Source organism: Streptococcus mitis (assembly GCF_002096755.1).
Taxonomy (GTDB): domain Bacteria; phylum Bacillota; class Bacilli; order Lactobacillales; family Streptococcaceae; genus Streptococcus; species Streptococcus mitis_AC.
The window spans coordinates 176,095-194,034 of sequence record NZ_NCVF01000025.1 but is presented as its reverse complement, the minus strand read 5'-3'; the positions used below and the strand labels follow the sequence as shown (position 1 = coordinate 194,034).

The following is a 17,940-nucleotide window of genomic DNA, read 5'->3' as shown; positions in this document are numbered from 1 at the left end:
AAAAGAGCATGAATATGATTGCACTAGAAGAAAAAATTACAATTTTGCCAACCCTCTTCGTTGAAAAACGAGATGGGAGACGTGTTGTATTTGATGTGGACAAGATTGACAAGGCTCTCCACAAGGCTGCTGACAAGGTTATGGACGTGACACCCTTAGTTGAAAAGCGCCTAAATGCTCTGACCGAGCGAATTGTCACAGAAATTCATAGTCGTTTTCCACAGGGGGTTAAGATTTACGAAATTCAAAATATCGTGGAACATGAATTGCTTGAAGCCAAAGAATATGCGCTGGCTGAGGAGTATATTACTTATCGGACACAAAGGGATTTTGAGCGCTCAAAAGCGACGGATATCAACTTTAGTATCCATAAACTTCTAAATAAAGATCAAGCAGTTGTCAATGAAAATGCTAATAAAGACAGCGATGTCTTTAATACCCAGCGTGATTTGACAGCAGGCATTGTTGGGAAGTCAATCGGATTGCAAATGCTTCCTAAGCATGTAGCCAATGCCCACCAAAAAGGGGATATCCACTATCACGATTTGGACTACAGTCCCTATACACCGATGACCAACTGCTGTTTGATTGATTTTAAAGGTATGTTGGAAAATGGTTTTAAGATTGGAAATGCAGAGGTAGAAAGTCCCAAGTCTATCCAGACTGCGACAGCTCAGATTTCCCAAATCATTGCCAACGTTGCTTCAAGTCAGTACGGGGGATGTTCAGCTGACCGTATCGATGAAGTCTTGGCACCTTACGCAGAGAAGAATTATCAAAAACACCTCAAAGATGCAGAAGAGTGGGTTTTGCCTGAAAAACGGGAAGATTACGCTTGGAAGAAAACTCAAAAAGACATCTACGATGCCATGCAATCTCTCGAGTATGAAATCAATACTCTCTTCACTTCAAATGGACAAACACCTTTTACTTCACTAGGTTTTGGTCTAGGAACCAATCGTTTTGAGCGTGAAATTCAAAAGGCAATTTTAAACATTCGCATCAAGGGTCTTGGTTCGGAGCATCGTACGGCTATCTTTCCTAAACTCATCTTTACGCTAAAAAGAGGACTCAATTTAGAGGAAGGAACTCCAAACTACGACATCAAGCAGTTGGCTCTAGAGTGTGCAACCAAGCGGATGTATCCAGACGTCTTGTCTTATGATAAGATTGTTGACTTAACAGGATCCTTCAAGGTGCCTATGGGATGCCGTTCGTTCCTCCAAGGATGGAAGGATGAAAATGGTGTCGAGGTCAATTCAGGTCGGATGAATCTAGGTGTTGTGACAGTTAATCTGCCTCGTATCGCTCTTGAGTCTGAGGGCGACATGAATAAGTTCTGGGAAATATTCAACGAGCGAATGAACATTGCGGAAGATGCTCTGGTTTATCGTGTCGAACGAACCAAGGAAGCAACACCAGCAAATGCTCCTATCCTGTATCAATACGGTGCTTTTGGTCATCGTCTAGGTAAAGAAGAAAGTGTTGACCAGCTCTTTAAGAATCGTCGTGCGACAGTTTCACTAGGCTATATCGGTTTGTACGAAGTGGCAACTGTCTTCTTTGGAAATAGCTGGGAAAGTAATCCAGATGCTAAGGAATTCACGCTAGACATCATTCGCGATATGAAACGCCGTGTAGAAGAGTGGTCAGATCAATATGGCTATCATTTCTCTATCTACTCAACACCATCTGAAAGTTTGACAGATCGTTTCTGCCGACTAGATACAGAGAAGTTTGGTTCTATTCCTGATATTACAGATAAGGAATACTACACCAACTCTTTCCACTACGATGTTCGTAAAAATCCAACACCGTTTGAAAAACTGGATTTTGAAAAAATCTATCCAGAAGCAGGTGCGTCGGGTGGTTTCATCCATTATTGTGAGTATCCAGTTCTCCAGCAAAATCCAAAGGCCTTGGAAGCTGTCTGGGACTATGCCTATGACCGTGTCGGCTATCTAGGGACCAATACACCAATTGACCGTTGCTACAAGTGTGATTTTGAAGGGGATTTTGAACCAACTGAGAGGGGCTTTGCTTGTCCTAACTGTGGCAATAGCGACCCTAAAACAGTAGACGTTGTTAAACGGACTTGTGGCTATTTAGGCAATCCTCAAGCGAGACCTATGGTCAATGGACGTCACAAGGAAATCGCAGCGCGTGTCAAACACATGAATGGCTCAACGATTAAAATAGCTGGTCATCAAGTAACCAATTAGAAAGAAATGAGATGGGAAAATATCAATTAGACGATAAGGGGCGCGCACAAGTGACCCGTTATCACGAGAAACACTCTAAAGGTGGAGCTGGTAAGAAAGAACGTTTGCTCAACCTCAGAGAACAATTTTTAAACAAGAACAAGAAAAAATAAAAGTGAGAGTCAACTCTCGCTTTTCTCTTAGTGGGAGGTAAGGATGGAACTACGCAGACCAAGATTAGCAGATAAAGAAACAGTTTTAGAGATGATGGCAGAGTTTGAAAAGAGCCAATCAGCCCATGACGGAGGATTTTGGGATACAGAGAACTTTGTGTATGAAGAATGGTTGGAAACAAATAAGCAAAAAGAAATGGGAATAAACTTGCCTGAAAATCGTGTTCCTTCTATTCAATTTGTATCATTTGATGATGTAGGTCCTGCTCTAGGATTTTTGAATCTGCGATTGAGACTGAATGAGGGTTTATTGAATTATGCTGGCCACATTGGCTACTCCATTCGTCCATCAGAAAGAGGCAAAGGTTATGCTAAAGAGACTCTCCGTCAGGGCTTGCAAGTTGCTAAGGAAAAGAACATCAAGAGAACTCTTGTGACCTGTAGCGTGAATAATCCTGCTAGCAGAGCAGTCATTCTAGCAAATGGTGGGCTCCTTGAAGATGTTCGTAATGGAGTTGAGCGTTATTGGATAGAGGTAGCGAATGAATAATCCAAAACCACAAGAATGGAAAAGCGAGGATCTCAGTCAAGGGCGTATTATTGATTACAAGGCCTTCAACTTTGTAGATGGAGAGGGTGTGCGTAACTCTCTCTATGTATCAGGCTGTATGTTTCACTGCGAGGGTTGTTATAATGTTGCCACTTGGTCTTTCAATGCAGGAATTCCCTACACAGCAGAATTAGAAGAACAGATTATGGCAGACCTTGCCCAACCCTATGTTCAGGGATTGACCTTGCTGGGAGGGGAGCCTTTTCTCAATACTGGCATTCTTTTGCCACTCGTGAAGCGTATTCGGAAGGAATTGCCAGACAAGGACATCTGGTCTTGGACGGGCTATACATGGGAAGAAATGATGTTGGAAACTCCAGATAAACTGGAACTCTTATCATTGATTGACATTCTTGTCGATGGACGATACGACCGAACTAAGAGAAATCTCATGCTCCAGTTTCGAGGCTCGTCCAATCAACGAATTATCGATGTGCAAAAATCTCTCAAAAGTGGGCAAGTAGTGATTTGGGACAAACTCAATGATGGAAAAGAAAGCTATGAACAGGTGAAGAGAGATTAACTTTCTTCTATAAAAATAGTTAAATAAATGACCTATAAAAAAAGAAAACAGTTTCATTGTAAAAAAACAAAAAAACAGCAACAAATCCCTTGCAATCGCAGGGGCTTTGTGTTATTCTATTATGGTGCTGTAAATTACAGCCTTAGCTTTGATGCAAGAGGTTGCGACACGCTCGGTTGCATTGCCACGCAACACCGCGTCGGTTTTCTTGTGGAGCTAGCCTATTATCTTAAATAGACGAAAAGGAGAAAAAGATGGCAAACAAAAAAATCCGTATCCGTTTGAAAGCTTACGAACACCGTACGCTTGACACAGCGGCTGCAAAAATCGTAGAATCAGCTACTCGTACAGGTGCACAAGTTGCGGGTCCAATCCCACTTCCAACTGAACGTAGCCTCTACACAATCATTCGTGCGACTCACAAATACAAAGACTCTCGCGAACAATTTGAAATGCGTACACACAAACGTTTGATTGATATCGTTAACCCAACTCAAAAAACAGTTGATGCGTTGATGAAATTGGATCTTCCAAGTGGTGTAAACGTAGAAATCAAACTTTAATCTAAAGCTTGATACCTTGAGCATAAAAAACGCTCGTTAAAAACTTTTTGAATAAAAAATATAGAAAAGGAACTATTTTCTCATGACAAAAGGAATCTTAGGGAAAAAAGTGGGAATGACTCAAATCTTCACTGAAGCTGGCGAATTGATCCCTGTAACAGTTATTGAAGCAACTCCAAACGTTGTTCTTCAAGTTAAAACTGTTGAAACAGACGGATACAACGCTATCCAAGTTGGTTTCGATGACAAACGCGAAGTATTGAGCAACAAACCTGCTAAAGGACATGTAGCGAAAGCTAACACGGCTCCTAAGCGCTTCATTCGTGAATTCAAAAACGTTGAAGGCTTGGAAGTTGGTGCTGAAATCACAGTTGAAACATTCGCAGCTGGAGACGTTGTTGACGTAACTGGTACTTCTAAAGGTAAAGGTTTCCAAGGTGTTATCAAGCGCCACGGACAATCACGTGGACCAATGGCTCACGGTTCTCGTTACCACCGTCGTCCAGGTTCTATGGGACCTGTTGCACCTAACCGTGTATTCAAAGGTAAAAACCTTGCAGGACGTATGGGTGGCGACCGCGTAACAATTCAAAACCTTGAAGTTGTACAAGTTGTTCCAGAAAAGAACGTTATCCTTATCAAAGGTAACGTACCAGGTGCTAAGAAATCTCTTATCACTATCAAGTCAGCAGTTAAAGCTGGTAAATAATAAGGAAAGGGGAATACAGTCAAAATGGCAAATGTAACATTATTCGACCAAACTGGTAAACAAGCGGGCGAAGTTGTTCTTAACGATGCAATCTTTGGTATCGAACCAAACCAATCTGTTGTGTTTGATGTGATCATCAGCCAACGTGCTAGCCTTCGTCAAGGAACTCACGCAGTTAAAAACCGCTCAGCTGTTTCAGGTGGCGGACGCAAACCATGGCGTCAAAAAGGAACTGGACGTGCTCGTCAAGGTTCTATCCGCTCTCCACAATGGCGTGGTGGTGGAATCGTCTTCGGACCAACTCCACGTAGCTATGCGTACAAACTTCCTCAAAAAGTTCGTCGCCTTGCGCTTAAATCTGTTTACTCAGAAAAAGTTGCTGAAAATAAATTTGTAGCCGTTGATTCTCTTGAATTTACAGCTCCAAAAACTGCTGAATTTGCAAAAGTTCTTGCAGCTTTGAGCATCGATTCTAAAGTCCTTGTTATTCTTGAAGAAGGAAACGAATTCGCAGCTCTCTCAGCTCGTAACCTTCCAAACGTGAAAGTTGCGACTGCTACAACTGCAAGTGTTCTTGACATCGCAAATAGTGACAAACTTCTTGTTACTCAAGCAGCTATCTCTAAAATCGAGGAGGTTCTTGCATAATGAATTTGTATGATGTTATCAAAAAACCTGTAATCACTGAAAGCTCAATGGCTCAACTTGAAGCAGGAAAATATGTATTTGAAGTTGACACTCGTGCACACAAACTTTTGATCAAGCAAGCTGTTGAAGCTGCCTTCGAAGGTGTTAAAGTTGCTAATGTTAACACAATCAACGTAAAACCAAAGGCTAAACGTGTTGGACGTTACACTGGTTTTACTAACAAAACTAAAAAAGCTATCATCACACTTACAGCTGATTCTAAAGCAATCGAGTTGTTTGCTGCTGAAGCTGAATAATCTAAGGAGGAAATATCGTGGGAATTCGTGTTTATAAACCAACAACAAACGGTCGCCGTAATATGACTTCTTTGGATTTCGCTGAAATCACAACAAGCACTCCTGAAAAATCATTGCTTGTTGCATTGAAGAGCAAGGCTGGTCGTAACAACAACGGTCGTATCACAGTTCGTCACCAAGGTGGTGGACACAAACGTTTCTACCGTTTGGTTGACTTCAAACGTAACAAAGACAACGTTGAAGCAGTTGTTAAAACAATCGAGTACGATCCAAACCGTTCTGCAAACATCGCTCTTGTACACTACACTGACGGTGTGAAAGCATACATCATCGCTCCAAAAGGTCTTGAAGTTGGTCAACGTATCGTTTCAGGTCCAGAAGCAGATATCAAAGTCGGAAACGCACTTCCACTTGCTAACATCCCAGTTGGTACTTTGATCCACAACATCGAGTTGAAACCAGGTCGTGGTGGTGAATTGGTACGTGCTGCTGGTGCATCTGCTCAAGTATTGGGTTCTGAAGGTAAATACGTTCTTGTTCGTCTTCAATCAGGTGAAGTTCGTATGATTCTTGGAACTTGCCGTGCTACAGTTGGTGTTGTCGGAAACGAACAACATGGACTTGTAAACCTTGGTAAAGCAGGACGTAGCCGTTGGAAAGGTATCCGCCCAACAGTTCGTGGTTCTGTAATGAACCCTAACGATCACCCACACGGTGGTGGTGAAGGTAAAGCACCAGTTGGTCGTAAAGCACCATCTACTCCATGGGGCAAACCTGCTCTTGGTCTTAAAACTCGTAACAAGAAAGCGAAATCTGACAAACTTATCGTTCGTCGTCGCAACGAGAAATAATATTAAACTAGTCGCTTAAGTAACTAGTAAATCCGCCAGCTCGGTAGCGCTCCATGTGAGCGCAAGCCGCTGTGGTACAACATTTAAAGGAGAAAATATAAAAATGGGACGCAGTCTTAAAAAAGGACCTTTCGTCGATGAGCATTTGATGAAAAAAGTTGAAGCTCAAGCTAACGACGAAAAGAAAAAAGTTATTAAAACTTGGTCACGTCGTTCAACGATCTTCCCAAGTTTCATTGGTTACACTATTGCAGTTTATGACGGACGTAAACACGTACCTGTTTACATCCAAGAAGACATGGTAGGTCACAAACTTGGTGAATTTGCACCAACTCGCACTTACAAAGGTCACGCTGCAGACGACAAGAAAACACGTAGAAAATAAGGAGAACATAAATGGCAGAAATTACTTCAGCTAAAGCAATGGCTCGTACAGTACGTGTTTCACCTCGTAAATCACGTCTTGTTCTTGATAACATCCGTGGTAAAAGCGTAGCCGATGCAATCGCAATCTTGACATTCACTCCAAACAAAGCTGCTGAAATCATCTTGAAAGTTTTGAACTCAGCTGTAGCTAACGCTGAAAACAACTTTGGTTTGGATAAAGCTAACTTGGTAGTATCTGAAGCATTCGCAAACGAAGGACCAACTATGAAACGTTTCCGTCCACGTGCGAAAGGTTCAGCTTCACCAATCAACAAACGTACAGCTCACATCACTGTAGCTGTTGCAGAAAAATAAGGAGGTAAAATCGTGGGTCAAAAAGTACATCCAATTGGTATGCGTGTCGGCATCATCCGTGATTGGGATGCCAAATGGTATGCTGAAAAAGAATACGCGGATTACCTTCATGAAGATCTTGCAATCCGTAAATTCGTTCAAAAAGAACTTGCTGACGCAGCAGTTTCAACTATCGAAATCGAACGCGCAGTAAACAAAGTTAACGTTTCACTTCACACTGCTAAACCAGGTATGGTTATCGGTAAAGGTGGTGCTAACGTTGATGCACTCCGTGCAAAACTTAACAAATTGACTGGAAAACAAGTACACATCAACATCATCGAAATCAAACAACCTGATTTGGATGCTCACCTTGTAGGTGAAGGAATTGCTCGTCAATTGGAGCAACGTGTTGCTTTCCGTCGTGCACAAAAACAAGCAATCCAACGTGCAATGCGTGCTGGAGCTAAAGGAATCAAAACTCAAGTATCAGGTCGTTTGAACGGTGCAGATATCGCCCGTGCTGAAGGATACTCTGAAGGAACTGTTCCACTTCACACACTTCGTGCAGATATCGATTATGCTTGGGAAGAAGCAGATACTACATACGGTAAACTTGGTGTTAAAGTATGGATCTACCGTGGTGAAGTTCTTCCAGCTCGCAAAAACACTAAAGGAGGTAAATAACCAATGTTAGTACCTAAACGTGTTAAACACCGTCGTGAATTCCGTGGAAAAATGCGCGGTGAAGCAAAAGGTGGAAAAGAAGTAGCATTCGGTGAATACGGTCTGCAAGCTACAACTAGCCATTGGATCACTAACCGCCAAATCGAAGCTGCTCGTATCGCCATGACTCGTTACATGAAACGTGGTGGTAAAGTTTGGATTAAAATCTTCCCACACAAATCATACACTGCTAAAGCTATCGGTGTGCGTATGGGATCTGGTAAAGGGGCACCTGAAGGTTGGGTAGCACCAGTTAAACGTGGTAAAGTGATGTTCGAAATCGCTGGTGTATCTGAAGAGATCGCTCGCGAAGCGCTTCGTCTTGCTAGCCACAAATTGCCAGTTAAATGTAAATTCGTAAAACGTGAAGCAGAATAAGGAGAAGGCATGAAACTTAATGAAGTAAAAGAATTTGTTAAAGAACTTCGTGGTCTTTCTCAAGAAGAACTCGCGAAGCGCGAAAACGAATTGAAAAAAGAATTGTTTGAACTTCGTTTCCAAGCTGCTACTGGTCAATTGGAACAAACAGCTCGCTTGAAAGAAGTTAAAAAACAAATCGCTCGTATCAAAACAGTTCAATCTGAAGCGAAATAATAGACTAGGGAAGGAGAAATTTCAATGGAACGCAATAATCGTAAAGTTCTTGTTGGACGTGTTGTATCTGACAAAATGGACAAGACAATCACAGTTGTAGTTGAAACAAAACGTAACCACCCAGTCTATGGTAAACGTATTAACTACTCTAAAAAATACAAAGCTCATGATGAAAACAATGTTGCCAAAGAAGGCGATATCGTACGCATCATGGAAACTCGCCCGCTTTCAGCTACAAAACGTTTCCGTCTTGTAGAAGTTGTTGAAGAAGCGGTCATCATCTAATCAAACCTGAAAGGAGAAAACTGAAATGATTCAAACAGAAACTCGTTTGAAAGTCGCAGACAACAGCGGTGCTCGCGAAATCTTGACTATCAAAGTTCTTGGTGGTTCAGGACGTAAATTTGCAAACATCGGTGATGTTATCGTGGCATCTGTAAAACAAGCTACTCCTGGTGGTGCGGTTAAAAAAGGTGACGTTGTTAAAGCAGTTATCGTTCGTACTAAATCAGGTGCTCGTCGTGCTGATGGTTCATACATCAAATTTGACGAAAACGCAGCAGTTATCATCCGTGAAGACAAAACTCCTCGCGGAACACGTATCTTTGGCCCAGTTGCACGTGAATTGCGTGAAGGTGGCTTCATGAAGATCGTGTCACTTGCTCCAGAAGTACTTTAATTTTTAGAAACAAACTAGTCCCCTGGATTTACCTCCAGGGTGCCCTTATGGGCGTAAGAAAAATCAAGGAGAAACCTAATGTTTGTAAAAAAAGGCGACAAAGTTCGCGTAATCGCTGGTAAAGATAAGGGAACAGAAGCTGTTGTCCTTACTGCCCTTCCAAAAGTAAACAAAGTTATCGTTGAAGGTGTTAACATCGTTAAGAAACACCAACGTCCAACTAACGATCTTCCTCAAGGTGGTATCATCGAGAAAGAAGCAGCTATCCACGTATCAAACGTTCAAGTTTTGGACAAAAATGGTGTAGCTGGTCGTGTTGGTTACAAATTTGTAGACGGTAAAAAAGTTCGCTACAACAAAAAATCAGGCGAAGTGCTTGATTAATCACGAAGGAAAGGAGAAGTATAATGGCAAATCGTTTAAAAGAAAAATATCTTAATGAAGTAGTTCCTGCTTTGACAGAACAATTCAACTACTCATCAGTGATGGCTGTGCCTAAAGTAGATAAGATCGTTTTGAACATGGGTGTTGGTGAAGCTGTATCAAACGCTAAAAGCCTTGAAAAAGCTGCTGAAGAATTGGCACTTATCTCAGGTCAAAAACCACTTATCACTAAAGCTAAAAAATCAATCGCCGGCTTCCGTCTTCGTGAAGGTGTTGCGATCGGTGCAAAAGTTACCCTTCGTGGTGAACGTATGTACGAATTCTTGGATAAATTGGTTTCAGTTTCACTTCCACGTGTACGTGACTTCCACGGTGTTCCAACAAAATCATTTGATGGACGCGGAAACTACACACTTGGTGTGAAAGAACAATTGATCTTCCCAGAAATCAACTTCGATGACGTTGACAAAATTCGTGGTCTTGACATCGTTATCGTAACAACTGCTAATACTGACGAAGAGTCACGTGCATTGCTTACAGGCCTTGGAATGCCTTTTGCAAAATAATATAGGAGGTAAATCTAATGGCTAAAAAATCAATGATTGCTAAGAACAAACGTCCAGCGAAGTTCTCTACTCAAGCTTATACTCGTTGTGAAAAATGTGGTCGTCCACATTCAGTTTACCGCAAATTTAAACTTTGCCGTGTTTGCTTCCGTGAATTAGCTTACAAAGGACAAATTCCTGGTGTAACAAAAGCATCTTGGTAATTTAAGATATCAAGGGCGTCAAAACTCTAAGTGAAAATAGGAAACTTGACGAAGAAACTGAAGTTTCTAGGAAAGTTTATCTTTTTCACACAGAGTTTAGCCCGGGTTCAGTTGGGCTTGCCAATTTGAACACGAGCTACAGCTTTGGCAAAAAAGACCAATTTTCTTTGGAGCATCGCTCCTGCGTCAACTTGCCTATTTTTGCTCTTGCTGTTACGCTCTTTGTATCATGTATTAACTAGCAAGTGCAACTTGCAAACTACTAGTAAGAGGAGAAAAACAAAATGGTTATGACTGACCCAATCGCAGACTTCCTAACTCGTATTCGTAACGCTAACCAAGCTAAACACGAAGTACTTGAAGTACCTGCATCAAACATCAAAAAAGGGATTGCTGAAATCCTTAAACGCGAAGGTTTTGTAAAAAACGTTGAAATCATCGAAGATGACAAACAAGGCATCATCCGTGTATTCCTTAAATACGGACCAAACGGTGAAAAAGTTATCACTAACTTGAAACGTGTTTCTAAACCAGGACTTCGTGTCTACAAAAAACGTGAAGACCTTCCAAAAGTTCTTAACGGACTTGGAATTGCTATCCTTTCAACTTCTGAAGGTTTGCTTACTGATAAAGAAGCACGCCAAAAGAATGTTGGTGGTGAGGTTATCGCTTACGTTTGGTAATATTTAGCTCCCAATTTCTTTGTGACTCTTCGTTATCGTCTCTTGCCTAACCCAAAGTTATGCCTGCGAGACGATGCCTAGATTCACTTTGAAATTGAAACCTAAATGTTCCTTTAAATCGAGGAATCGATTTAACCCCGTGAAAACTGGCCATTCTGGCCTGACAATTTAACAGGAGAAAATAAACATGTCACGTATTGGTAATAAAGTTATCGTGTTGCCTGCTGGTGTTGAACTCACTAACAATGACAACGTTGTAACTGTAAAAGGACCTAAAGGAGAACTTACTCGTGAGTTCTCAAAAGATATTGAAATCCGTGTGGAAGGTACTGAAGTAACTCTTCACCGTCCAAACGATTCAAAAGAAATGAAAACTATCCACGGAACTACTCGTGCCCTTTTGAACAACATGGTTGTTGGTGTATCAGAAGGATTCAAGAAAGAACTTGAAATGCGCGGGGTTGGTTACCGTGCACAACTTCAAGGATCTAAACTTGTTTTGGCTGTTGGTAAATCTCATCCAGACGAAGTTGAAGCTCCAGAAGGAATTACTTTTGAACTTCCAAACCCAACAACAATCGTTGTTAGCGGAATTTCAAAAGAAGTAGTTGGTCAAACAGCTGCTTACGTACGTAGCCTTCGTTCACCAGAGCCATATAAAGGTAAAGGTATCCGTTACGTTGGTGAATTCGTTCGCCGTAAAGAAGGTAAAACAGGTAAATAATGTTGAGTGGTTGAGTCTCAACCACCAACCTATTTTCCAACTTTGTGCATAGCACACGATTTAAAACTAAAGAGGTGAAAACTGTGATTTCAAAACCAGATAAAAACAAACTCCGCCAAAAACGCCACCGTCGCGTTCGCGGAAAACTCTCTGGAACTGCTGATCGCCCACGTTTGAACGTATTCCGTTCTAATACAGGCATCTACGCTCAAGTGATTGATGACGTAGCGGGTGTAACGCTCGCAAGTGCTTCAACTCTTGACAAAGAAGTTTCAAAAGGAACTAAAACTGAACAAGCCGTTGCTGTCGGTAAACTCGTTGCAGAACGTGCAAACGCTAAAGGTATTTCAGAAGTGGTGTTCGACCGCGGTGGATATCTATATCACGGACGTGTGAAAGCTTTGGCTGATGCAGCTCGTGAAAACGGATTGAAATTCTAATAGGAGGACACTAGAAAATGGCATTTAAAGACAATGCAGTTGAATTAGAAGAACGCGTAGTTGCTGTCAACCGTGTTACAAAAGTTGTTAAAGGTGGACGTCGTCTTCGTTTCGCAGCTCTTGTTGTTGTTGGTGACCACAACGGTCGCGTAGGATTTGGTACTGGTAAAGCTCAAGAAGTTCCAGAAGCAATCCGTAAAGCAGTAGATGATGCTAAGAAAAACTTGATCGAAGTTCCTATGGTTGGAACAACAATCCCACACGAAGTTCTTTCAGAATTCGGTGGAGCTAAAGTATTGTTGAAACCTGCTGTAGAAGGTTCTGGAGTTGCCGCTGGTGGTGCAGTTCGTGCCGTTGTGGAATTGGCAGGTGTGGCAGATATTACATCTAAATCACTTGGTTCTAACACTCCAATCAACATTGTTCGTGCAACTGTTGAAGGTTTGAAACAATTGAAACGCGCTGAAGAAGTTGCTGCCCTTCGTGGTATTTCAGTTTCTGATTTGGCATAAGAAAGGGGATAAAATGGCTCAAATTAAAATTACTTTGACTAAGTCTCCAATCGGACGCATTCCATCACAACGTAAAACTGTTGTAGCACTTGGACTTGGCAAATTGAACAGCTCTGTTATTAAAGAAGATAACGCTGCTATCCGTGGTATGATCACTGCAGTATCTCACTTAGTAACAGTTGAAGAAGTAAACTAATGAATTTTTAGGGGATGTGCACTATACCATCCCCTAAAACTAGATATAGTCATCTATGATGGCGTCGTATAGGCGAGTTGATGGGGGAGACAACCTTTTCTCCTTTATCGGCGCTAGCATTTTACAAAAGAGGAGAAAATAAAAATGAAACTTCATGAATTGAAACCTGCAGAAGGTTCTCGTAAAGTACGTAACCGCGTTGGTCGTGGTACTTCATCAGGTAACGGTAAAACATCTGGTCGTGGTCAAAAAGGTCAAAAAGCTCGTAGCGGTGGCGGAGTTCGCCTTGGTTTTGAAGGTGGACAAACTCCATTGTTCCGTCGTCTTCCAAAACGTGGATTCACTAACATCAACGCTAAAGAATACGCAATTGTGAACCTTGACCAATTGAACGTCTTTGAAGATGGTGCTGAAGTTACTCCAGTTGTTCTTATCGAAGCAGGAATTGTTAAAGCTGAAAAATCAGGTATTAAAATTCTTGGTAACGGTGAGTTGACTAAGAAATTGACTGTGAAAGCAGCTAAATTCTCTAAATCAGCTGAAGAAGCTATCACTGCTAAAGGTGGTTCAGTAGAAGTCATCTAAGAGAGGTGACCTATGTTTTTTAAATTATTAAGAGAAGCTCTTAAAGTCAAGCAGGTTCGATCAAAAATTTTATTTACAATTTTTATCGTTTTGGTCTTTCGTATCGGAACTAGCATTACAGTTCCTGGTGTGAATGCCAATAGCTTGAATGCTTTAAGTGGATTATCCTTCTTAAACATGTTGAGCTTGGTGTCAGGAAATGCCATGAAAAACTTCTCAGTTTTTGCTCTTGGTGTTAGTCCCTACATTACGGCCTCTATCGTTGTCCAACTCTTGCAAATGGATATTTTACCCAAATTTGTAGAGTGGGGTAAACAAGGGGAAGTAGGTCGAAGAAAATTAAATCAAGCTACTCGTTATATTGCTCTTGTTCTAGCCTTTGTGCAATCTATCGGGATTACAGCAGGTTTTAATACTTTAGCTGGAGCTCAATTGTTGAAAACAGCTCTTACACCACAAGTCTTTATCATGATTGGTATCATCTTAACAGCTGGTAGTATGATTGTGACTTGGTTGGGAGAGCAAATTACAGATAAGGGATACGGAAATGGTGTTTCTATGATTATCTTTGCCGGGATTGTTGCCTCAATTCCAGAGATGATTCAAGGCATCTATGTTGACTACTTTGTGAACGTCCCAAGTAGCCGTATCAACTCATCTATCATTTTCGTAATCATTTTGATTATTACTGTATTGTTGATTATTTATTTTACAACTTATGTTCAACAAGCAGAATACAAAATTCCAATCCAATATACTAAGGTTGCACAAGGTGCTCCATCTAGCTCTTACCTTCCTTTGAAGGTAAACCCTGCTGGAGTTATCCCTGTTATCTTTGCCAGTTCGATTACTGCAGCGCCTGCGGCTATTCTTCAGTTTTTGAGCGCTACAGGTCATGATTGGGCTTGGGTAAGAACAGCACAAGAAATGCTGGCAACAACTTCACCAACTGGTATTGCCATGTATGCTTTATTGATTATTCTCTTTACATTCTTCTATACGTTTGTACAGATTAATCCTGAAAAAGCGGCAGAGAACCTACAAAAGAGCGGTGCCTATATCCACGGTGTTCGTCCTGGTAAAGGTACAGAAGAATATATGTCTAAACTTCTTCGTCGTCTTGCAACGGTTGGTTCTCTCTTCCTTGGTGTGATTTCGATTTTACCGATCGTAGCAAAAGATGTTTTCGGACTTTCAGAAGCAGTTGCTTTTGGAGGAACTAGTCTTTTGATCATTATCTCTACAGGTATTGAAGGAATCAAACAATTGGAAGGTTACCTATTGAAACGTAAGTATGTTGGTTTCATGGACAGAACAGAATAAAAGTATTTACTGAGTCAGTAAATGCTGAGGGAGTGGAGGTTTAACTCTAACATTTGTGAGAGTTTGGTCTCCCCTCTTCTATTTTGTTTTTAAATAGGGGTGAAAAGACTTTTTGCTTCTATTTAAAAATAAAATAAGGAGATCAAATCATGAATCTTTTGATTATGGGCTTACCTGGTGCAGGTAAGGGAACTCAAGCAGCAAAAATTGTAGAACAATTCCATGTTGCACATATCTCAACAGGTGATATGTTCCGTGCTGCAATGGCAAATCAAACTGAAATGGGTGTTCTTGCTAAGTCATACATTGACAAGGGTGAATTGGTTCCTGATGAAGTTACAAATGGAATCGTAAAAGAACGTCTTTCACAAGATGATATTAAAGAAACAGGATTCTTGTTGGATGGTTACCCACGAACAATTGAACAAGCTCATGCCTTGGACAAAACATTGGCTGAACTTGGCATTGAACTAGAAGGGGTCATCAACATTGAAGTAAATCCAGATAGCCTCTTGGAACGTTTGAGTGGTCGTATCATCCACCGCGTAACTGGAGAAACTTTCCACAAGGTCTTTAACCCACCAGTTGACTATAAAGAAGAAGATTACTACCAACGTGAAGATGATAAGCCTGAGACAGTCAAACGTCGTTTGGATGTGAATATTGCTCAAGGGGAACCAATCATTGCTCACTACCGTGCCAAAGGTTTGGTTCATGACATCGAAGGTAATCAAGATATCAATGATGTCTTCTCAGATATCGAAAAAGTATTGACAAATTTGAAATAAAGCGTTTTTCACACTTGCAAAAATCCGCTACAAATGTTATACTGAGATAGTCTGACTTATAATTGTTGTCTCTGTGTCTAGAGGCATCGAATCGAAATTTATGGAGGTGCTTTTGCGTGGCAAAAGACGATGTGATTGAAGTTGAAGGCAAAGTAGTTGATACAATGCCGAATGCAATGTTTACGGTTGAACTTGAAAATGGACATCAGATTTTAGCAACAGTTTCTGGTAAAATTCGTAAAAACTATATTCGTATTTTAGCGGGAGATCGTGTTACTGTCGAAATGAGTCCATATGACTTGACACGTGGACGTATCACTTACCGCTTTAAATAATCGAAAAACTTGGAGGGATAAGAAATGAAAGTAAGACCATCGGTCAAACCAATTTGCGAATACTGTAAAGTTATTCGTCGTAATGGTCGTGTTATGGTAATTTGCCCAGCAAATCCAAAACACAAACAACGTCAAGGATAAGATAGAAAGGAGAAAACATGGCTCGTATTGCTGGAGTTGACATTCCAAATGACAAACGCGTAGTAATCTCATTGACTTATGTTTATGGTATCGGACTTGCAACATCTAAGAAAATTTTGGCTGCTGCTGGAATCTCAGAAGATGTTCGTGTACGTGATCTTACATCAGATCAAGAAGATGCTATCCGTCGTGAAGTGGATGCAATCAAAGTTGAAGGTGACCTTCGTCGTGAAGTAAACTTGAACATCAAACGTTTGATGGAAATCGGTTCATACCGTGGTATCCGTCACCGTCGTGGACTTCCTGTCCGTGGACAAAACACTAAAAACAACGCTCGCACTCGTAAAGGTAAAGCTGTTGCGATTGCTGGTAAGAAAAAATAATATAGGAGGTAAAAGTCTTGGCTAAACCAACACGTAAACGTCGTGTGAAAAAGAATATCGAATCTGGTATTGCTCATATTCACGCTACATTTAATAACACTATTGTTATGATTACTGATGTGCATGGTAATGCAATTGCTTGGTCATCAGCTGGTGCTCTTGGTTTCAAAGGTTCTCGTAAATCTACACCATTCGCTGCTCAAATGGCTTCTGAAGCTGCTGCTAAATCTGCACAAGAACACGGTCTTAAATCAGTTGAAGTTACTGTAAAAGGTCCAGGTTCTGGTCGTGAGTCAGCTATTCGTGCGCTTGCTGCCGCTGGTCTTGAAGTAACAGCAATTCGTGATGTGACTCCAGTGCCACACAATGGTGCTCGTCCTCCAAAACGTCGCCGTGTATAATCATCGCATTACACTGCTTTTCGTTTAAGAGGGAGTAACTAAATGATCGAGTTTGAAAAACCAAATATAACAAAAATTGATGAAAATAAAGATTATGGCAAGTTTGTAATCGAACCACTTGAACGTGGCTACGGTACAACTCTTGGTAACTCTCTTCGTCGTGTACTTCTAGCTTCTCTACCAGGAGCAGCTGTGACATCTATCAATATTGATGGTGTGTTACATGAGTTTGACACAGTTCCAGGTGTTCGTGAAGACGTGATGCAAATCATTCTGAACATTAAAGGAATTGCAGTGAAATCGTACGTTGAAGACGAAAAAATCATCGAACTGGATGTTGAAGGTCCTGCTGAGGTAACAGCTGGTGACATTTTGACAGATAGCGATATTGAAATTGTAAATCCAGATCATTATCTCTTTACAATCGGTGAAGGTTCTTCCCTAAAAGCGACTATGACTGTTAACAGTGGTCGTGGATATGTACCTGCTGATGAAAATAAAAAAGATAATGCACCAGTTGGAACACTTGCTGTAGATTCTATTTATACACCAGTTACAAAAGTCAACTATCAAGTGGAACCTGCTCGTGTAGGTAGCAATGATGGATTTGACAAATTAACCCTTGAAATCTTGACAAATGGAACAATTATTCCAGAAGATGCTTTAGGGCTTTCAGCACGTATTTTGACAGAACATCTTGATTTGTTTACAAATCTTACTGAGATTGCTAAGTCAACTGAAGTGATGAAAGAAGCTGATACTGAATCTGACGACCGTATTTTGGATCGTACGATTGAGGAACTGGACTTGTCTGTGCGTTCATACAACTGTTTGAAACGTGCCGGTATCAATACTGTGCATGATTTGACAGAAAAATCTGAAGCAGAGATGATGAAAGTACGAAATCTTGGACGCAAGAGTTTGGAAGAAGTGAAACTCAAACTCATTGATTTGGGTCTTGGATTAAAAGATAAATAAAGGAG

The 17,940-nt window shown here is 41.0% G+C and carries 32 protein-coding genes; all 32 read left to right on the top strand.

The annotated features are described in order from the left end of the window. Positions 1 to 14: 14 nt before the first annotated feature. The 32 genes from nrdD to B7700_RS08135 all read left to right on the top strand — a co-directional run bounded on the left by nrdD (position 15) and on the right by B7700_RS08135 (position 17,935). Positions 15 to 2,222 carry an anaerobic ribonucleoside-triphosphate reductase gene (gene nrdD / locus B7700_RS08290; protein ID WP_173276137.1) on the top strand — a complete coding sequence of 736 codons (2,208 nt, stop codon included), beginning with the start codon at positions 15 to 17 and terminating at the stop codon, positions 2,220 to 2,222. A gap of 11 nt (positions 2,223 to 2,233) precedes the next feature. After that, a complete protein-coding gene (locus B7700_RS08285; RefSeq protein WP_000521618.1) occupies positions 2,234 to 2,374 on the top strand; it encodes a hypothetical protein in 141 nt (46 codons plus the stop codon). Positions 2,375 to 2,417: 43 nt separating this feature from the next. After that, on the top strand, positions 2,418 to 2,924 hold the full coding sequence (locus B7700_RS08280; protein ID WP_084888276.1) for a GNAT family N-acetyltransferase: 507 nt from the start codon (positions 2,418 to 2,420) through the stop codon (positions 2,922 to 2,924). Then, positions 2,917 to 3,507, top strand: a complete 591-nt coding sequence (gene nrdG / locus B7700_RS08275; RefSeq protein ID WP_023946797.1) for an anaerobic ribonucleoside-triphosphate reductase activating protein — start codon at positions 2,917 to 2,919, stop codon at positions 3,505 to 3,507. The genes B7700_RS08280 and nrdG overlap by 8 nt, the downstream gene beginning before the upstream one ends. A 254-nt stretch (positions 3,508 to 3,761) precedes the next feature. After that, positions 3,762 to 4,070 (top strand): 30S ribosomal protein S10, encoded by a 309-nt coding sequence (gene rpsJ, locus B7700_RS08270; protein ID WP_001284513.1) that lies wholly within the window; start codon positions 3,762 to 3,764, stop codon positions 4,068 to 4,070. 82 nt (positions 4,071 to 4,152) lie between these two features. Further along, positions 4,153 to 4,779, top strand: a complete 627-nt coding sequence (gene rplC / locus B7700_RS08265) for a 50S ribosomal protein L3 (protein WP_000160197.1) — start codon at positions 4,153 to 4,155, stop codon at positions 4,777 to 4,779. Between the two features lie 24 nt (positions 4,780 to 4,803). Beyond that, positions 4,804 to 5,427, top strand: coding sequence for a 50S ribosomal protein L4 (gene rplD, locus B7700_RS08260; protein WP_000024549.1), 624 nt, complete (start codon positions 4,804 to 4,806; stop codon positions 5,425 to 5,427). Continuing rightward, positions 5,427 to 5,723, top strand: a complete 297-nt coding sequence (locus tag B7700_RS08255) for a 50S ribosomal protein L23 (RefSeq protein ID WP_001055347.1) — start codon at positions 5,427 to 5,429, stop codon at positions 5,721 to 5,723. The genes rplD and B7700_RS08255 overlap by 1 nt, the downstream gene beginning before the upstream one ends. A gap of 17 nt (positions 5,724 to 5,740) precedes the next feature. Then, a complete protein-coding gene (gene rplB, locus B7700_RS08250; RefSeq protein WP_000512911.1) occupies positions 5,741 to 6,574 on the top strand; it encodes a 50S ribosomal protein L2 in 834 nt (277 codons plus the stop codon). A gap of 103 nt (positions 6,575 to 6,677) precedes the next feature. After that, positions 6,678 to 6,959 carry a 30S ribosomal protein S19 gene (gene rpsS, locus B7700_RS08245; protein ID WP_000533766.1) on the top strand — a complete coding sequence of 94 codons (282 nt, stop codon included), beginning with the start codon at positions 6,678 to 6,680 and terminating at the stop codon, positions 6,957 to 6,959. A gap of 11 nt (positions 6,960 to 6,970) precedes the next feature. Then, the gene (gene rplV, locus B7700_RS08240; protein ID WP_000818137.1) at positions 6,971 to 7,315 is read left to right on the top strand and encodes a 50S ribosomal protein L22; all 345 of its coding nucleotides are present in this window, start codon (positions 6,971 to 6,973) and stop codon (positions 7,313 to 7,315) included. 12 nt (positions 7,316 to 7,327) lie between these two features. After that, positions 7,328 to 7,981, top strand: coding sequence for a 30S ribosomal protein S3 (gene rpsC, locus B7700_RS08235; RefSeq protein WP_000529936.1), 654 nt, complete (start codon positions 7,328 to 7,330; stop codon positions 7,979 to 7,981). A 3-nt stretch (positions 7,982 to 7,984) separates the two neighbouring features. Further along, positions 7,985 to 8,398, top strand: coding sequence for a 50S ribosomal protein L16 (gene rplP / locus B7700_RS08230; protein WP_000960946.1), 414 nt, complete (start codon positions 7,985 to 7,987; stop codon positions 8,396 to 8,398). Positions 8,399 to 8,407: 9 nt separating this feature from the next. Then, entirely contained in the window at positions 8,408 to 8,614 is a 207-nt protein-coding gene (gene rpmC / locus B7700_RS08225) for a 50S ribosomal protein L29 (protein WP_000772918.1), read from the top strand. A 24-nt stretch (positions 8,615 to 8,638) separates the two neighbouring features. Continuing rightward, positions 8,639 to 8,899 (top strand): 30S ribosomal protein S17, encoded by a 261-nt coding sequence (rpsQ, locus tag B7700_RS08220; RefSeq protein ID WP_000440801.1) that lies wholly within the window; start codon positions 8,639 to 8,641, stop codon positions 8,897 to 8,899. 25 nt (positions 8,900 to 8,924) lie between these two features. Beyond that, positions 8,925 to 9,293 carry a 50S ribosomal protein L14 gene (rplN, locus tag B7700_RS08215; protein WP_000616545.1) on the top strand — a complete coding sequence of 123 codons (369 nt, stop codon included), beginning with the start codon at positions 8,925 to 8,927 and terminating at the stop codon, positions 9,291 to 9,293. A gap of 78 nt (positions 9,294 to 9,371) precedes the next feature. After that, positions 9,372 to 9,677, top strand: a complete 306-nt coding sequence (gene rplX / locus B7700_RS08210; protein ID WP_000497690.1) for a 50S ribosomal protein L24 — start codon at positions 9,372 to 9,374, stop codon at positions 9,675 to 9,677. A gap of 23 nt (positions 9,678 to 9,700) precedes the next feature. After that, positions 9,701 to 10,243 (top strand): 50S ribosomal protein L5, encoded by a 543-nt coding sequence (gene rplE, locus B7700_RS08205; protein WP_084888274.1) that lies wholly within the window; start codon positions 9,701 to 9,703, stop codon positions 10,241 to 10,243. Positions 10,244 to 10,260: 17 nt separating this feature from the next. Continuing rightward, on the top strand, positions 10,261 to 10,446 hold the full coding sequence (locus B7700_RS08200; protein WP_001085697.1) for a type Z 30S ribosomal protein S14: 186 nt from the start codon (positions 10,261 to 10,263) through the stop codon (positions 10,444 to 10,446). A gap of 284 nt (positions 10,447 to 10,730) precedes the next feature. Continuing rightward, a complete protein-coding gene (rpsH, locus tag B7700_RS08195) occupies positions 10,731 to 11,129 on the top strand; it encodes a 30S ribosomal protein S8 (RefSeq protein WP_000245504.1) in 399 nt (132 codons plus the stop codon). Between the two features lie 187 nt (positions 11,130 to 11,316). Continuing rightward, entirely contained in the window at positions 11,317 to 11,853 is a 537-nt protein-coding gene (gene rplF, locus B7700_RS08190; RefSeq protein WP_000086640.1) for a 50S ribosomal protein L6, read from the top strand. 83 nt (positions 11,854 to 11,936) lie between these two features. Continuing rightward, a complete protein-coding gene (gene rplR / locus B7700_RS08185) occupies positions 11,937 to 12,293 on the top strand; it encodes a 50S ribosomal protein L18 (protein ID WP_000624044.1) in 357 nt (118 codons plus the stop codon). Positions 12,294 to 12,310: 17 nt separating this feature from the next. Continuing rightward, positions 12,311 to 12,805 carry a 30S ribosomal protein S5 gene (rpsE, locus tag B7700_RS08180; RefSeq protein ID WP_000874202.1) on the top strand — a complete coding sequence of 165 codons (495 nt, stop codon included), beginning with the start codon at positions 12,311 to 12,313 and terminating at the stop codon, positions 12,803 to 12,805. 13 nt (positions 12,806 to 12,818) lie between these two features. Beyond that, a complete protein-coding gene (gene rpmD / locus B7700_RS08175; protein ID WP_000057241.1) occupies positions 12,819 to 13,001 on the top strand; it encodes a 50S ribosomal protein L30 in 183 nt (60 codons plus the stop codon). Between the two features lie 144 nt (positions 13,002 to 13,145). Continuing rightward, positions 13,146 to 13,586 carry a 50S ribosomal protein L15 gene (gene rplO, locus B7700_RS08170; protein ID WP_000766087.1) on the top strand — a complete coding sequence of 147 codons (441 nt, stop codon included), beginning with the start codon at positions 13,146 to 13,148 and terminating at the stop codon, positions 13,584 to 13,586. A gap of 12 nt (positions 13,587 to 13,598) precedes the next feature. After that, the gene (gene secY, locus B7700_RS08165) at positions 13,599 to 14,909 is read left to right on the top strand and encodes a preprotein translocase subunit SecY (protein WP_000465403.1); all 1,311 of its coding nucleotides are present in this window, start codon (positions 13,599 to 13,601) and stop codon (positions 14,907 to 14,909) included. A 149-nt stretch (positions 14,910 to 15,058) separates the two neighbouring features. Continuing rightward, entirely contained in the window at positions 15,059 to 15,697 is a 639-nt protein-coding gene (locus B7700_RS08160; RefSeq protein ID WP_001050436.1) for an adenylate kinase, read from the top strand. A gap of 116 nt (positions 15,698 to 15,813) precedes the next feature. Then, positions 15,814 to 16,032, top strand: a complete 219-nt coding sequence (gene infA, locus B7700_RS08155; protein WP_001029883.1) for a translation initiation factor IF-1 — start codon at positions 15,814 to 15,816, stop codon at positions 16,030 to 16,032. A gap of 24 nt (positions 16,033 to 16,056) precedes the next feature. Next, complete coding sequence (gene rpmJ, locus B7700_RS08150; protein WP_001808836.1) at positions 16,057 to 16,173, top strand: 50S ribosomal protein L36; 117 nt, start codon at positions 16,057 to 16,059, stop codon at positions 16,171 to 16,173. Between the two features lie 17 nt (positions 16,174 to 16,190). Then, entirely contained in the window at positions 16,191 to 16,556 is a 366-nt protein-coding gene (rpsM, locus tag B7700_RS08145) for a 30S ribosomal protein S13 (protein WP_000090781.1), read from the top strand. A gap of 17 nt (positions 16,557 to 16,573) precedes the next feature. Further along, on the top strand, positions 16,574 to 16,957 hold the full coding sequence (gene rpsK / locus B7700_RS08140) for a 30S ribosomal protein S11 (protein WP_001118385.1): 384 nt from the start codon (positions 16,574 to 16,576) through the stop codon (positions 16,955 to 16,957). Positions 16,958 to 16,999: 42 nt separating this feature from the next. Beyond that, a complete protein-coding gene (locus tag B7700_RS08135; protein WP_000568988.1) occupies positions 17,000 to 17,935 on the top strand; it encodes a DNA-directed RNA polymerase subunit alpha in 936 nt (311 codons plus the stop codon). The last annotated feature ends 5 nt before the right edge of the window (positions 17,936 to 17,940 follow it).

Excerpts from the sequence above, each read along its gene's own strand:
- nrdD (WP_173276137.1), top strand. The coding sequence starts at position 15 with ATGATTGCACTAGAAGAAAAAATTACAATTTTGCCAACCCTCTTCGTT.
- B7700_RS08285 (WP_000521618.1), top strand. The coding sequence starts at position 2,234 with ATGGGAAAATATCAATTAGACGATAAGGGGCGCGCACAAGTGACCCGT.
- B7700_RS08280 (WP_084888276.1), top strand. The coding sequence starts at position 2,418 with ATGGAACTACGCAGACCAAGATTAGCAGATAAAGAAACAGTTTTAGAG.
- nrdG (WP_023946797.1), top strand. The coding sequence starts at position 2,917 with ATGAATAATCCAAAACCACAAGAATGGAAAAGCGAGGATCTCAGTCAA.
- rpsJ (WP_001284513.1), top strand. The coding sequence starts at position 3,762 with ATGGCAAACAAAAAAATCCGTATCCGTTTGAAAGCTTACGAACACCGT.
- rplC (WP_000160197.1), top strand. The coding sequence starts at position 4,153 with ATGACAAAAGGAATCTTAGGGAAAAAAGTGGGAATGACTCAAATCTTC.
- rplD (WP_000024549.1), top strand. The coding sequence starts at position 4,804 with ATGGCAAATGTAACATTATTCGACCAAACTGGTAAACAAGCGGGCGAA.
- B7700_RS08255 (WP_001055347.1), top strand. The coding sequence starts at position 5,427 with ATGAATTTGTATGATGTTATCAAAAAACCTGTAATCACTGAAAGCTCA.
- rpsS (WP_000533766.1), top strand. The coding sequence starts at position 6,678 with ATGGGACGCAGTCTTAAAAAAGGACCTTTCGTCGATGAGCATTTGATG.
- rplV (WP_000818137.1), top strand. The coding sequence starts at position 6,971 with ATGGCAGAAATTACTTCAGCTAAAGCAATGGCTCGTACAGTACGTGTT.
- rplP (WP_000960946.1), top strand. The coding sequence starts at position 7,985 with ATGTTAGTACCTAAACGTGTTAAACACCGTCGTGAATTCCGTGGAAAA.
- rpmC (WP_000772918.1), top strand. The coding sequence starts at position 8,408 with ATGAAACTTAATGAAGTAAAAGAATTTGTTAAAGAACTTCGTGGTCTT.
- rpsQ (WP_000440801.1), top strand. The coding sequence starts at position 8,639 with ATGGAACGCAATAATCGTAAAGTTCTTGTTGGACGTGTTGTATCTGAC.
- rplN (WP_000616545.1), top strand. The coding sequence starts at position 8,925 with ATGATTCAAACAGAAACTCGTTTGAAAGTCGCAGACAACAGCGGTGCT.
- rplX (WP_000497690.1), top strand. The coding sequence starts at position 9,372 with ATGTTTGTAAAAAAAGGCGACAAAGTTCGCGTAATCGCTGGTAAAGAT.
- rplE (WP_084888274.1), top strand. The coding sequence starts at position 9,701 with ATGGCAAATCGTTTAAAAGAAAAATATCTTAATGAAGTAGTTCCTGCT.
- B7700_RS08200 (WP_001085697.1), top strand. The coding sequence starts at position 10,261 with ATGGCTAAAAAATCAATGATTGCTAAGAACAAACGTCCAGCGAAGTTC.
- rpsH (WP_000245504.1), top strand. The coding sequence starts at position 10,731 with ATGGTTATGACTGACCCAATCGCAGACTTCCTAACTCGTATTCGTAAC.
- rplF (WP_000086640.1), top strand. The coding sequence starts at position 11,317 with ATGTCACGTATTGGTAATAAAGTTATCGTGTTGCCTGCTGGTGTTGAA.
- rpsE (WP_000874202.1), top strand. The coding sequence starts at position 12,311 with ATGGCATTTAAAGACAATGCAGTTGAATTAGAAGAACGCGTAGTTGCT.
- rpmD (WP_000057241.1), top strand. The coding sequence starts at position 12,819 with ATGGCTCAAATTAAAATTACTTTGACTAAGTCTCCAATCGGACGCATT.
- rplO (WP_000766087.1), top strand. The coding sequence starts at position 13,146 with ATGAAACTTCATGAATTGAAACCTGCAGAAGGTTCTCGTAAAGTACGT.
- secY (WP_000465403.1), top strand. The coding sequence starts at position 13,599 with ATGTTTTTTAAATTATTAAGAGAAGCTCTTAAAGTCAAGCAGGTTCGA.
- B7700_RS08160 (WP_001050436.1), top strand. The coding sequence starts at position 15,059 with ATGAATCTTTTGATTATGGGCTTACCTGGTGCAGGTAAGGGAACTCAA.
- rpmJ (WP_001808836.1), top strand. The coding sequence starts at position 16,057 with ATGAAAGTAAGACCATCGGTCAAACCAATTTGCGAATACTGTAAAGTT.
- rpsM (WP_000090781.1), top strand. The coding sequence starts at position 16,191 with ATGGCTCGTATTGCTGGAGTTGACATTCCAAATGACAAACGCGTAGTA.
- B7700_RS08135 (WP_000568988.1), top strand. The coding sequence starts at position 17,000 with ATGATCGAGTTTGAAAAACCAAATATAACAAAAATTGATGAAAATAAA.